Origin of the sequence: Staphylococcus sp. LCT-H4, assembly GCF_001866145.1 — a bacterium.
Classification (GTDB): Bacteria; Bacillota; Bacilli; order Staphylococcales; family Staphylococcaceae; genus Staphylococcus; species Staphylococcus succinus.
This window is the reverse complement of the sequence record NZ_MODY01000001.1, coordinates 801,592-815,351: the sequence shown is the minus strand read 5'-3', so window position 1 is coordinate 815,351 and position 13,760 is coordinate 801,592. Positions and strand designations below refer to the sequence as shown.

Sequence of the window (13,760 nt, the reverse complement as noted above, 5' to 3'; positions counted from 1 at the left end):
CCCCCTCCTTAAGGTAAACTGACATTCAATAATTGTGCGAATGTATACCATGCAATGCCAGAAAAAATCACAGTAACTAAAATATTTTGTAGCCATCGCTTATATCCATTAATTAAAAACATAATAGCGCCTAAGAATATGATTGTTGAAATTAAAAAGCCGAGACTTTCAAATGTTAAAGCATAAATAATTGTAAGGACGATGGTTATTACAATTCGCATAAATGTTCTTCTTTCAAATAATTGTGAAAATGCTGTAAATGTTTCGTGGCGTTTCTTAAACTCTTGAAAGAAATAGATGATACTCATTATAAGAAGCAATAGACCAACTAACATTGGAAAATACATTGGACTATTAGGATCGCCAATGTTCGATTTGGGTATATTAAGAGTTAATACTAAATAAATTACACCAAATAATATTAATAATATTGGAAAGACAAGTCGTGACATATACACTCCCCCTTATTTCAGACCTGAATCTTTGACTAGTTTTTTATATTTCTTACGTTGTTCTTTTAAAAATTTTTCACTCTCTTCACTATCTTTATAAAAATTTTCCCAATCATTATTCTTTCTTATTTCTTGCCATCTATCTGATTTCACTACATCTTGCATCGTTTTATCCCAATAGGCAATTTGTTCTGGTGACATGTCTTTCGGTCCCATCACGCCGCGCCAATGTGGAAATACAACATCAACGCCCTGTTCTTTCCAAGTAGGTACATCTTTAATACCTTCAACAGGCTTATCAGAAGTAACTGCTAACATTTTCAATTTCCCAGTTTGGTGTTGTTCTTTTACTTCAGATACAGCAGTAGAAGCAACGTCAACATGTCCTCCTAATAAAGATGTTTGTAAATCTCCTCCACTTTTATATACCAGGAAATCTATCTTATCTACATCAACACCATATTCCTTTGCTGCTTGAACAAATGCAAGATGATCATTATTCCCTAAACCTGGTGCGACGCCTATCGTTAAAGATTCAGGATCGTCTTTTAATTTTTCCATTACTTCCTTACCAGAATTTAAATTTGAATGATTTGATGCTGTTAAACTAATCCACTCCGTTGCTAAGATAGCAATGGGCGTGAAATCATCAGTACTTAAATCACTTAATCCTAATTCATGGTTAGATAATAATAAACTTGAATTAATAGCAATAGTATTAGGCGAACGTGAATTTAAATATTGCCATCCTACTTCTCCACCACCTCCAGGTTTGTTTATTACATTGACGTTTTGCTTAGTTAAATGCTCATCAATCATAATTTTTTGAACTGCACGCGCTGTAGTATCCCAACCGCCTCCTGGAGAAGCTGGTGCAACAATTTCTACTGTTTCATTAGGAAATTGTTTATTTGACGCGCTCGAATCTTTTTCTTTACCACAGCTTGCTAGTACAATTGAAAAAATGATTATTAAAATCCCCCATCTTTTCATCTTATTCCCCCTATTTGAAATCGCTTACAAACTATTTTAATATTAACAGAATATTCTGATTAAATAAATCATAAATTATATTGCAAAAATGTTATATCAATAAGATATCTTATTATTGTAAGAAAATATGCTTACTAATGCGTAGATGTTCTAATAATGGATTCACCTTAAATTCAGGTATTATTCTCTACAGAACGGCACCTTACTCTCTTTATAACTTTCATCCACATCATGTCACCTCTACAGTTGCTTATTTTACTTAATGTCTTATTAGTAAATACAATAAAGTCATATCAAAAACCCCTCACTACCATAAATAATGAGGGGATTGATATAAATCTTATTCGTTTTTCATCTTGTCTTTCTTTGTCTTTTACACATAAATGAGATGAGAGTTGTCATGATAGCCACTGCGATTAAAATATATAAAGTAACCATACTAGGCCCTGTAACTTTAAAGCCCAATTCAGAACTTCCATTAGGCTCTATATTCATATAAAAATGAAGAGCCATTATGATTAGGATACCTATAGTAACAAAAATTCCTATCATATCATTTACTAATTTGACATAGCGTTTGGTTTTTTCACTTAACATATACGCACTCCTTGATTTAAATTCTCTTAACAATACAAACTATCATTAAAACTATAACGGACAATGTTAACATCACATAAATGAAGAATTCTAATTTATTAATTCAGTTTGCTTCATATTCCATACAACGTCTTTCGAGTAAAATACATTCATTGATTTACTTGTTTTCTTCCAAGGAGCTATAACTATCCCGCTTTTTCTTGTTTTTTACTTTAATCAAAATAGGATAAAAAAGTAATAAAAAAACTACTAATATTTTAGCTGACATATATAAACACCTCCGACTTTGTTTAGTTATTTTTTGTCCGTTTCATTATGCTTTTTAGGAGCGATAACATCTCTTACAATAAGTACTCCAAAAAACAAGACTGAATAAATCACTGATCCAAGCACATTAATATCAATAATCCATATGAGTGATATATAACAAAAAGAGATAATTGCTAATAAAATATTAAAAACAAGTCTTAATTTCGCTCTATTCATATGTTATCAACCTTTCTAAAAAACACTCTCTTAGTAGCATAAGAGAGCGTTTAGTTATACTAGATATTGTAATAAAACTTAGACATTTTTCTTTTTGAAAACAAAGATCACTAAAGCTAAGAAGATAATAATATAAACGATATTACCGATAAATAGCTCATGTAATTCTAGCTTAGTTAGTGCCTTAAATACTTCATTATCTGTAATTTGGGAACTCAAATTCAACATATTAATCGGTAACCATTTTAACCATTCCCATTGATCAATCAATGCGAACAAGATGCCTGAAACGATAGAAATTGCAAAATAGAAAATAATACCTATCGCTATAGAAACACCTGGACTCTTGAATATACAAGAGATAAGCAGCGTTAAACTTAATAATAACCACATACCGACATAATTACTTAATGCAGTTAACAACATATCTTGTAAAAGTGAAAGATGATCACCCGATTGTTTTAAAATATTTACATCAGAGAAGAATGTTAAGTTAAGAATTAAACTAATCACAATACTAATCACAAATATGATGAGTGAATAAATAACTAATGAGATAATCTTACTTATAATAATGCTTGTTCTAGAATAGTTTCTGTATAATAAATTTTTAATCGTTCCATAATGGAATTCCATCGTTATAATCGTACTAGCCTGAATAATCATAAGGAAGAAAATCCATGAAAATGCACTATAACCTTGTTTAAATAATGCTTTAGATCCCATGATATCAGGATATTTTTTACTTAATATCGCTAACCCAATCATTAAAATAAAAATAAGAATGGGAATAATAATAGACGATTTTTTCTTGAACATTTTGAATAATTCTTGTTTTATAAGTGTTGTCATTATTACGCTTCCTCCTTACCTTCAATAATATTAAGGAGTACATTCTCTAGGTCGCTTTCACCTGTTTGATGCAATTGCTCCATAGTTGTTTCTCTTACGATTTCGCCCTTATCAATAATGAGAAGTGAATCTGTTACTTTGACAAGCTCACTTAGTATATGACTAGATATAAGGAAGGTAACGCCTTGTTCACGCAAGCTAATGATGGCTTCCCTCACATCTTTAACTGCTCTTGGATCTAGACCATTCATCGGTTCATCTAAAATGACGAGTTTAGGATGATTTAAGAAAGCGAGCGCTATGCCTAATTTTTGTTTCATACCTAAAGAATAAGTTTTGGCCTTGCTATGTATAAAGTCTTCCATTTTTAATTGCTCAATAATAAGATCGATATGCTTATTATCTGCGTCTTCATCGATTAATTTCATGTTTTCATAACCAGTTAAAAAAGGATAAAGACCAGGCGCTTCAATTAATGCACCTATATCATTATGTGTTGTGCTAATATTTTTTTTGAAAGTACCCGATTGATAGTTAGAAAGTCCTAAAATAACTTTCATCAGCGTAGTTTTACCAGCACCATTGCCTCCAACTAAACCTATAATATGGCCTTCTTCAAGCGAAAACGTGATATCTTTCAAAACATGTTTCCGTTTAATTTTCTTATTAATATTTTCCATGGATAAAATTTCCAATTTGCATCCTCCTAATTTTCGACACAAAATTTAGTTTAACAAAATTATTATGTTATTGAAATACTATTGTGATAATAATAGTATTTTTTATGTTTTATTGTATTGACAGGTAATACATTATTGAATATATAATTAATATGCTATATGCTTGATAAAAATTATATTGTGGTGAGGATTTTGAACTATGAAATTGATAAAATACACATCAGTTATTGCGTTAGCTTTATTATTAACTGCCTGTAGTCATGGAGAATCTGAAAACAAAGGGTCAGACCAAAAAGCGAAAGCAACAGAAATTCCCAAAGAGGTGTTTTCTAGTCAAAAAAAGAATGAAAATATTAGTGCAAATGAAATGGACTCAAGCATTAAAAAGTATTTAAATACATTTGATGCACTAGATGATAATACTTCAAAAATTCGAAGTAACGCTGAATTAAATGAAACAGATCAAATGAAATTAAATAAGCTGACAAAACTGACAAATAAGAATGATGGCAATTTCAAACAGTTTATAGAAAGCAATAAACTGCCGAAGGAATATAAAAAGGGAAGTTTAAAAGTAAGTACATATGTAACTTCTGCGAATGAATTCATAAATCAGTTGAACGATAAAGTGGATGAAACAATGGAAGATTCTAATTCTGATAACAAAAAATTAAAAAATGTTAAAGCAATACATAAAATCAATGATAAATACAAAGCGCATGTGAACGGTAATAAACAGCAAGAAGTTGAACAATTTTTAGATAAGCATGAGATTAATACAACAGCATTTGAATAAACTAGAAAAAGAGGCACAATGACTTATTGTGCCTCTTTTTCTAGTTTATTCAATTAAGTTGCTATTTCCATGAAGGGATTACTTTTCATTATAAATTTTTCTGTTCAAATTCACTGTGTCTTCATGAGTGAAATCAAGGGAAAAGTTTTCTATAATTTTATCTCTTAGTGTTGGAGCCTTTGCCTTGTTAGCTTTTTCCAATGCGAGAGCTAATTCCGCTTTCGTTAATTCTGTACAATACGCAGGCGTGCCTGGTTGGTGTTTCCATGAATCTGTTAATTCCCCATTGTCTACTACATCAAAGCCTATTTCATTTATTAAAGTGGCTACTTTTTCTTTTGCTGAACTATGATTTCCTGAGATAGCCATTGCAATACGATTTTTAGATTCTTGAGAAGCACCTTTATTTTCTAACGTATATGCGAGTAAATTGTTAAATGCTTTAACTACTTCTCGACCTATTTGCTGTGATACCCAGACGCTTTCAGGAGTTCCATGTTCAATAGCTTCGATTTGATTATCTCGAAATGGATAATAATTAGCAGTATCGACCACAATAACATCTTTAGAAACAAGTGCTATGATGTTATTAATGTCTGGAATAATATTTGTAGGAATCGAAAGAATTAAAATGTCTATATCTGTTATCACGTTTTCTATATCTACTGCCTGTCCACTGAATGTTTTGTTATTTAAATGTTCTATGCTACGTACATCTGCAATTTTTACTGTATGTCCGTTATCAACAAATTTATTAGATAGTGTTGATCCTATTGGACCAGCTCCGATAATACCGATTTTCATATTTATATCATCCTTATAATTTAGACTTAATTAGATTTGTGTACTGCTTTGTTGGTAATGATATACCCTATATATTTATTTTAAAAGTAGGCAATAAAAATAGCACAAGTACTAAAATTAGTACTTATGCTACTTAACAATGTTCTACAATTATTTATAGAAAGTATTAAAGCTATTCTTTATTACTTTTAGGTTGTTCACCGTGATATTTTCCGAAGGTTTCCATCATATCAATAATAGGTAAAAGGTCATTGCCTTTTTCTGTTAACCCATAAATAACTTTAGGTGGTACTTCTGGATATACTGTTCGACTGATGATACCATCATATTCAACCTATGCTCAATGTTATAGCTGGAATTGGTGAACTATTGTGAACTTTTAAATGTATAAATCACTAATAGCGTATAGGACTACATTTCCAGATAATGTTACTTTACTATTTTCAAATGGAGTATATAATTTACCTCCACGCGAAGAAGCTTGATATGCTATGATACTATCTTTATTTAACTTTTCTGCCCAGTAAGGAACAATATGGCAATGACCTGATCCACATACAGGGTCTTCATCTACGTTTAATTTTGGAGCAAAAGTTCTTGAAACACAGTCTACATCAGAACCCTGTGCTGTTACTTGTAAAAGCAAACCGTCTAGTTCTTTTACTTTATCCATATCAGGATCCAAATCAATAACTTGTTGTTCACTTTCTAAAATACATAATAAATCTCTACCCAAATATACTTCTTTAGGCTTTATTCCTATAGCTTGAGTAAGCTTATTTTCAATTTCAACTGGTTTTAAATCATACGCTGGAAAAACCATTTCAAATAACCCATTCTTTTTAGTGACGATTAAGTCACCACTAAGTGTTGAAAAAGTAACATTTTCTTTTGTTGTATCAATGTAATTTATTAAAACAAAAGCGGTTGCCAATGTGGCATGTCCGCACAACTCAATTTCTCCACCAGGGGTAAACCAACGTAATTTTTTAAAACAATCTGCTTTAGAAATAAAAGCTGTTTCTGAAAGATTATTTTCTTTGGCAATATTTAATAATAGCAAGTCATCTGGCCACTTTTCTAAAATACATACCGCCGCAGGATTGCCTTCAAAATTTTTGTCTGCAAATGCATCCACAATATACTGTTTCATTTTCCCCAATCCTAAAATTTGTTATATTAATTCTTAATATTTCTAATGCCCTTTTTAATGTTTCTATACACTTCGTATCTACTAAAGTCTACATGTTTCACAATTGATTCATTCGTAAACTTTAGGCTGTTATTTGAATATTTAAGTTCCTTTTTCTTATTTTTTAATAATGAAAATTTCTACCTTTCTCATTACTAGTCCTTCAGTCTTCAGACATTTTTTATACCCTTCACTTCATAAGTTGTCTAAAAGATATAGGCTTTCCTACAATTCTACAACTATCATTACGTCACTAATTATCATCAAACATATTAAAAGAGACTCCTCATTAAAAGAAGAGTCTCTTAATCTTTTCAGCATAAATTCAAACATTATTATCATATTCTATTCGTCAAATATAATTCAAGCACGCAATATCTATCATCCCATCAAAAAGTTAAAAATATAAGTCATTATATTTCGTTATGACTCATTAATTTCTTTATATACTTCTCTAGCTCACTTGCACCTGCTTCATCATAAATCTTAGTGATTTCACTTCCTATACCTACTGCGTAACTACCAGCTGCCAGCCATTCCTCGCTATTATTTATACCAATGCCACCTGTTGGGATAAACTCCAATTGAGGTAATGGACCTTTAAAATCTTGAATTGCCTTTGAATTAAATTGATTAGCAGGAAATAGTTTAATAATATTGCATCCAAATCGACTTGCATGAATCATTTCGGTTACCGTCATACATCCTGGAATATAAGGTATATCATACGTATTAGCGAATTGGGCTGAGGCTTTATCAAACCCTGGACTCACTATAAACCTTGCACCCGCTTCTATAGATGCTTGCGCCGATGCTTTATCTAAGACTGTCCCAGCGCCAATGATTGCATCTTGATAGTGATGAGATAATTCTTTAATAATCTCAGTGGCATTTGGCGTTGTTAAGGTGACCTCAATCGTCTTTAGTCCATTATCCAATAGTACGTGTGCAATATTAATAAACTTTTGTTTATTATTTGTTCTAATAACAGCAATAAACCGATTGTCTTTCACTTCTGCTAATACATGTAACGATTTCACTTTAAATCACCTTCTTTTACTATATTCCACACTATTTAAATACTTCATTCTACATTTGTGTGCTGCGCATTGGCACTTTGATTTGACGTATTATCACGTTCGGCTAATTTTTGATTTAATACATCCAAGCTAATATGCACTGTTTGGTCAAATAACGAAGATAGCAATTGTGTCGACTCCACTCCCGTGTTCATTTTTGTGGCTCCGGGTACGATAATCGATTTATCAGCAACTTGTGCCAATTTAGAGTTAGCATCACTTGTTAACGCAATAACATGGACCCCTAATTTCTTTACCTTTTCTGTTTGTGTTACTATGCTTTCAGTGGTTCCTGACCCTGATATTGCAACCCAGACGTCATCTTTTTGAACTGAAGGGGTGATTGTCTCTCCAACTACATAACTTTGATAGCCAATGTGCATTAACCTCATTGCAAAACCTTTGCCTTGAAAGCCACTTCGTCCCGCTCCCACGACAAATATTCTTTTGTCTTTAGTTAAAACTGTTGCTACATCATCAATTTCTTGTTCATCTACTAAGTGCATCACTTCTTGAATTTCATTTAAAATGATTTCTATTGTATTCATACTTTTAGTACCTCCATAAATTTTTTAGCGGTGTCTATAGGACTTTCAGAATTCGTAATTTTAGAACCTACAACAACAGTTTCAACGATACCTTGAGCTGCTAACGCTTGCGTTGCATTGTAATCTACACCTCCAGCAATTGCCAGATGCTGTATATGTCCATATAATTGCTTAAAATCCATAATTTCACTAACTGCTTGATTACTTTGCTGTTTATCTACTGAACTGTGTAACAAGTATATTGCTTGTGGGAAATCAGTGATACTTGCTATATAAGTAGGATCTAAATTAAGCAAATCAATCATCATTGTGCTACCCTGTTGTTGTGTCACTTCATAACATGCTAACAGCGTTTCATAACTTGCCGCACCCATAACCGTTACAATATCCGCGCCATATTTAAAAGCTTGATTAAATTCATATGTCCCTTCATCAATTGTTTTACTATCTACGAGTATTTGACTACCTGTTACAACTTCTTTAATTTTTTCTATAGCAACATTGCCATAATCTTTAATCAATGATGTACCAATTTCAATAATGTCAACATGTCCATTAAGCGCTCTCGCAAGCCCTACTGCTTCTTCTAATGCGATCCGATCTATTGCCACTTGTAATTTCATTTTAAAGCTCCTTCAATACAAGATCTAAACCTTTTTTAGTGGGGTAACCATCATTATCACCTGCTGATTGGACAGCAAGCGCACCTATGATGTTTCCTCTTTGTACTGCTTCTTCTATACTAATTTTTTCCAACAATCCTGTAATAATTCCTACTGCAAAGCCGTCCCCTGCGCCCACAGTATCAATAACTTGTTCTACCTTCTGTCCTGCTATTTTCTTACCACTTTTTGTGCCTTTTTCTTTTAAATACGCCCCATCTTTTCCTAGTTTCACAATAACTGTACTTGTTTTGTCACTTTGGTTTAAATAAAAATCCGCAATGACTTCAGGGTCATCACTACCAATCAGTACCTTTCCTTCATTGATACCTGGCAAAATAATATCTGCATGCTTGGCTAAATCATTAATAGTCTCACACATTTGCTTTTCAGAGTCCCACAATTGAGGGCGTAAATTAGGATCAAATGTTGATGTTATTTTATTTTGATCTAAAAGTTCAATCAGCAGTCTAAACGTAGATAATGCTTCTGATGAAATAGCTGGAAAGATACCAGATAAATGTACGTGTTCTATATCTGTCCAATCGATGGTGTTTAATATTGCTTTATCAAAATGTGCTGCAGCAGATCCTTTTCTAAAGTAATGTATATCTGGATCTCCCTTACTCACACGATTTTTTAATTGGTACGCTGTCCAATAATCATCTGTACTTTCAATGTAATTCGTTCCAATGTTATTTTTTTTTAATGATTTAGCAATAAATTTACCGAAAGGGTCATTGCCAAGTCGTGTAATATATTGCGTACTATGTCCTAGACGTGATACGCCAACTGCAACGTTAACTTCTGCACCTGCCAAATATTTCGTGAATGTTGTAGCATCTTCTAAACTTTTATCCATATCATCTGCACCAAATAATGCGATGGGTTCACCAATTGTAATAAATTTGCTCATGTGTCATCTCTCCTCATAATATAAAGTACGCTAAGAACAAGTTAATTGCCGTTGCTATCCATATCCAAGGTAAACCTGTAATTAGAAACGTTTTCGTATCTAATTCATTGTATTGAACCGCCCAAAGATTCCACGATTGTGTAATACAAGCTGAAATACCGACCATGGAAGGTACAACGAGTAATCCATATAAAAAATACTGATCAAATAAACCCGTACTAACAAAAATACTTGCAGTAGCAGCACCCGCGCCATACAAGAATAGCGGCCCTCTAAAATATGCTAATGGTGCTAGGAAAATCATAATTATTGTTAACAATAATGTATTATTGGGAATGATTGATTTAAATACATCATTGAAATCTGCCATTGCATGAACCGCAGAGGCTTGGAACATATTTAACACAAATAGCATAATAATTAATCCTGCAATATCACTAATTGCGTTATATGCTGTATTGTTAATCATTTTAATTAAACCTGTATAAGTGCGCATGTTACCTGTAACTAACAAGGCAATTAATATTGAAATAAACAACGCGGGAATTGCGTCCCAACCTAAAGTAATATTTAAAGCTACTGGTAATATCGGAAGTAAGTATGTCCATGGTGACACTTCTTTCACTTCAGAGGATTCGTCTTCTGAAATAACTAACTTAGATTTACCATCTTGAATTTTCTTGCGATTAAATAAGATAAATATAATGGTAATAGCCATTTGTACAAGCATCGCTATAAAACCAAATTTTTGATATCTCCATCCCCATTCTATTTTTGGAAAAAAGACTTGGAATTGCACAAACAAAACATTGTTTATATACATCGCTGCACCAATCGACAAAGTAAACACTAAAACCGCTATATGTTTAGGTACGCCAATTGAATACATGATTGGAAAAATAATAACACCAATAGCTATAGCTGAACCAACACCATAAGAACTCGAAAAAATTAAAGCAAGTACACAGGATATAAGTATTGTCGCTACTACAGGATATCTATTACCAACTGTTTGTGTACGTCTACTAATACTCCCAGCTATACCTGTATCAACTAATACACGTCCAAACCATGACCCAAATATAATATTCACAATTGTACTCCCATATTTAAGAACAGGTTCTGTATATATTTCTTTTATAGCAACGTTTAATGGCACAAGGCCGATAATTGTCCAAAATATAGCCATAACCAAAAATCCTAAGGTTAAGTTCCCGCCACGCATAACAAAAATTACAAATAATACAAACGTTATTAATAATAATATGCCAGTGATTGCTGCACCCATATCCCCACCACCTAGTATTTATTTAACTCCCTTAATATTCTTTGATATGTTGATATATTTCTTTTTTTCTTTTCTTCATAAAAAAATGAATTTTCAAGATTGTTGAAATCTAACGCCACATAGTATGCAGTGAGATACGCTGCCAATGCTTCTTTTGCTGATTTTTCGATATCTTCAGAATTACTCACTTTTCTCTGAATAGATTCCATAAATTTATAAGCAAATTTTTCTGCATCTACGTTTGTTTTCTTAATTTCCATATCCAAACACCTCGATTAACTGTTTATCTGTTAAAATTTCTACTTTTTGGTTCGAAGGATATTCCAATGCAACCGGTACATCTTTAGATAAACGTGACAGTACTTGTTTCCAATCGATATCGCCCCGATCTAATGATGTTGCAACTAATTTATCATGCACTTGTGACACATTCTTTAAATGGATATAGCTAATATAAGGTTTCAAAACTTCTGCACCTGTGACTTCACTCTCACCAACATAGCGAAAATTCCCTAAATCGTATGTGTAACCAATATTGAGACCTATCGCAGTCGTATCATTTAAAAAAGATAAAATGTTGTTTATCTTTCCTGACTGTTGCGTTTGATCATTTTCAACCATAAAATTAAATGCTTGTTGATTAATCATCTTTAAATTCCGTAACTGTGATTTCTCTTGGTAATTACCAATCGTCATTTTTACATGTGTCGCTTTAAGCTTTTTTGCTTCATCAAAATATTGTGAAATAGCAGGATTCAATTTCCCACTGTCTAAAAAAATAGCATCTGGTACGCTATAAAAAATTGTAATTTTATTTCTCTCACAAAATTTAGTAATAGCTGTAATTTCGCTATCAATATCCTTAAAATACTCTCTCCTAAGTTCAATATTGTTAAAACCCATGTCGACAATATAGTCGAATAATTCAAGTTGTGTTAATCCAAAATTTATTTTCTCTTGAGCAACAAGCATGTTAAAAACTAAACCATTACTATTCATATCATCAGCCCTTTATCTCGAATTTGGTAAACCGGTTTTCTAAACTCAATTATCATAGTAAACCGGTTTACTATTAATGTCAACGCTTACATTTAGTCTTTTTCAAACAACAATGTTAAAATTTGATATGATTAATAGAGATTCCATTGGAAGGATTGAACGTATAATGGAGAAAAAAACAACTATTTCTGACGTGGCAAAATTTGTAGGCGTTTCGAAATCAACTGTGTCCCAATACATTAACGGCAACCATCAAAAGATGTCAGCAGACACGAGAGAGAAAATCAGAAAAGCAATTCGAACTTTAAATTATCGTCCGAGTAAGCAAGCACAATTTCTAACTACTAGAAAAAGCAACTTAATTGGCGTCGTCGTCGCTGATATTTCTAATATGTATTCATCATTACTGCTTAAGGGTATCAGCCAATATTTTGAACATACCAATTACCATTTAATTATTGTGGAAGCAGCAAATTCAGAGATAAAAGAACAGAAAATACTTCAAAAATTAGTGGATCAAAATGTGGAAGGTATTATTATTCAACCATCTAATGATAATTCTACAAATTACCAATTTATCGCTAATAATCAAATACCTATGGTCTTAGTAGATCGTGAAATAGAAGATAGTCCTTGGGCATCAATCACAACAGATAACGAGTCAATTGTTACAAAAGTCATGTCATCCATAGTTGAAAAACATTATAAAAATGTCATTGTCGTTTCCCAACCAATCCATCGCGTGAATACTAGGGAAAAACGCTACAACACTATAGTCGATGTCGCTAGGTTAAATCAACTCAACGTAAAGCTCATAGAAATAGACGAATCGCATTATTTAGATATCGACCAAATTACAAAAATATCTAAAACGGGTAAGACAGTAATCTTTGCACTAAATGGTACTGTGTTAATGGACACAATCAAACTACTGAATGACAATCATTTAACTATACCTGATGATATAGGCATGACTGGATTTGACGACTTTAATGTTACTGAAATCATTAGTCCAGGTATTACGAGTATCAATCAACCTTCTAAATTGATTGGGGAAACCGTAGCAAAATGTCTTGACCAAATATTGAATGGAACTCCACTTGTTGATTTAAAGGTTCAAACAGTTATTAAATCTGAAATTCATTGGAGAAATTCATTATAAAAACCTTCTCTGTGTTTATACTTCTTAATTACATAAATATCTTATACTTTTATTTATAGGCATACTTAAATCTTCTTCAGTTATGACTGAATGATTAACTTTATATTTCACAAACCAAGTTAATCATTCACTGCGTTTATTAATGTTATTCAATCCATTACAGACACGTGCGAGTAAAAGAAAACATAACTAAAGTTTTTTGTAATGCTCGGTTTTATACTATATAGTAGTTGAACATTAAAGTGGTAAATATA

Annotated in this window: 18 protein-coding genes; 2 read left to right on the top strand and 16 right to left on the bottom strand. The window is 32.2% G+C overall.

Annotation, left to right across the window (positions count from 1 at the left end):
* Positions 1–8 precede the first annotated feature (8 nt).
* The 6 genes from BK821_RS03755 to BK821_RS03730 form a co-directional block, all read right to left on the bottom strand.
* The gene (locus tag BK821_RS03755) at positions 9–452 is read right to left on the bottom strand and encodes a tripartite tricarboxylate transporter TctB family protein (RefSeq protein WP_046836006.1); all 444 of its coding nucleotides are present in this window, start codon (positions 450–452) and stop codon (positions 9–11) included.
* A gap of 12 nt (positions 453–464) precedes the next feature.
* Positions 465–1,445 (bottom strand): tripartite tricarboxylate transporter substrate binding protein, encoded by a 981-nt coding sequence (locus BK821_RS03750; protein ID WP_046836007.1) that lies wholly within the window; start codon positions 1,443–1,445, stop codon positions 465–467.
* A gap of 351 nt (positions 1,446–1,796) precedes the next feature.
* Entirely contained in the window at positions 1,797–2,042 is a 246-nt protein-coding gene (locus BK821_RS03745) for a hypothetical protein (RefSeq protein ID WP_046836008.1), read from the bottom strand.
* 294 nt (positions 2,043–2,336) lie between these two features.
* A complete protein-coding gene (locus BK821_RS03740) occupies positions 2,337–2,528 on the bottom strand; it encodes a hypothetical protein (RefSeq protein WP_046836009.1) in 192 nt (63 codons plus the stop codon).
* A gap of 78 nt (positions 2,529–2,606) precedes the next feature.
* Positions 2,607–3,380 (bottom strand): ABC transporter permease, encoded by a 774-nt coding sequence (locus BK821_RS03735; RefSeq protein WP_071331229.1) that lies wholly within the window; start codon positions 3,378–3,380, stop codon positions 2,607–2,609.
* 2 nt (positions 3,381–3,382) lie between these two features.
* The gene (locus tag BK821_RS03730) at positions 3,383–4,075 is read right to left on the bottom strand and encodes an ABC transporter ATP-binding protein (RefSeq protein WP_046836011.1); all 693 of its coding nucleotides are present in this window, start codon (positions 4,073–4,075) and stop codon (positions 3,383–3,385) included.
* A 184-nt stretch (positions 4,076–4,259) separates the two neighbouring features.
* Here BK821_RS03730 and BK821_RS03725 point away from each other — a divergent pair, with 184 nt between their 5' ends.
* Positions 4,260–4,856 carry an NDxxF motif lipoprotein gene (locus tag BK821_RS03725; protein ID WP_071331228.1) on the top strand — a complete coding sequence of 199 codons (597 nt, stop codon included), beginning with the start codon at positions 4,260–4,262 and terminating at the stop codon, positions 4,854–4,856.
* Between the two features lie 78 nt (positions 4,857–4,934).
* Here the strand turns inward: BK821_RS03725 and BK821_RS03720 are convergent, their stop codons facing one another.
* The 10 genes from BK821_RS03720 to BK821_RS03680 form a co-directional block, all read right to left on the bottom strand.
* On the bottom strand, positions 4,935–5,660 hold the full coding sequence (locus tag BK821_RS03720; protein WP_071331227.1) for an NADPH-dependent F420 reductase: 726 nt from the start codon (positions 5,658–5,660) through the stop codon (positions 4,935–4,937).
* Between the two features lie 172 nt (positions 5,661–5,832).
* The gene (locus BK821_RS13185; RefSeq protein ID WP_082104697.1) at positions 5,833–5,979 is read right to left on the bottom strand and encodes a winged helix-turn-helix transcriptional regulator; all 147 of its coding nucleotides are present in this window, start codon (positions 5,977–5,979) and stop codon (positions 5,833–5,835) included.
* A 60-nt stretch (positions 5,980–6,039) separates the two neighbouring features.
* Positions 6,040–6,813, bottom strand: coding sequence for a PhzF family phenazine biosynthesis protein (locus BK821_RS03715; protein ID WP_071331226.1), 774 nt, complete (start codon positions 6,811–6,813; stop codon positions 6,040–6,042).
* A 452-nt stretch (positions 6,814–7,265) separates the two neighbouring features.
* Positions 7,266–7,892: a bifunctional 4-hydroxy-2-oxoglutarate aldolase/2-dehydro-3-deoxy-phosphogluconate aldolase gene (eda, locus tag BK821_RS03710; protein WP_046836015.1), complete on the bottom strand. Its 627-nt coding sequence runs from the start codon at positions 7,890–7,892 to the stop codon at positions 7,266–7,268.
* A gap of 44 nt (positions 7,893–7,936) precedes the next feature.
* Positions 7,937–8,479: a 6-phospho-3-hexuloisomerase gene (gene hxlB, locus BK821_RS03705; protein WP_046836016.1), complete on the bottom strand. Its 543-nt coding sequence runs from the start codon at positions 8,477–8,479 to the stop codon at positions 7,937–7,939.
* Positions 8,476–9,102, bottom strand: a complete 627-nt coding sequence (locus BK821_RS03700) for an orotidine 5'-phosphate decarboxylase / HUMPS family protein (RefSeq protein WP_046836017.1) — start codon at positions 9,100–9,102, stop codon at positions 8,476–8,478. Before BK821_RS03700 ends, hxlB begins: the two co-directional genes overlap by 4 nt.
* Position 9,103: 1 nt before the next feature.
* Positions 9,104–10,057, bottom strand: coding sequence for a sugar kinase (locus tag BK821_RS03695; RefSeq protein ID WP_046836018.1), 954 nt, complete (start codon positions 10,055–10,057; stop codon positions 9,104–9,106).
* 13 nt (positions 10,058–10,070) lie between these two features.
* Positions 10,071–11,345, bottom strand: a complete 1,275-nt coding sequence (locus BK821_RS03690) for a gluconate:proton symporter (protein ID WP_071331225.1) — start codon at positions 11,343–11,345, stop codon at positions 10,071–10,073.
* An 11-nt stretch (positions 11,346–11,356) separates the two neighbouring features.
* Positions 11,357–11,605 (bottom strand): hypothetical protein, encoded by a 249-nt coding sequence (locus BK821_RS03685; RefSeq protein ID WP_071331224.1) that lies wholly within the window; start codon positions 11,603–11,605, stop codon positions 11,357–11,359.
* Entirely contained in the window at positions 11,595–12,344 is a 750-nt protein-coding gene (locus tag BK821_RS03680) for a sugar phosphate isomerase/epimerase family protein (protein ID WP_071331223.1), read from the bottom strand. Before BK821_RS03680 ends, BK821_RS03685 begins: the two co-directional genes overlap by 11 nt.
* A gap of 166 nt (positions 12,345–12,510) precedes the next feature.
* On the opposite strand from BK821_RS03680, the gene BK821_RS03675 reads away from it, so the two are divergent.
* Complete coding sequence (locus BK821_RS03675) at positions 12,511–13,506, top strand: LacI family DNA-binding transcriptional regulator (RefSeq protein WP_046836022.1); 996 nt, start codon at positions 12,511–12,513, stop codon at positions 13,504–13,506.
* Positions 13,507–13,760 lie beyond the last annotated feature (254 nt).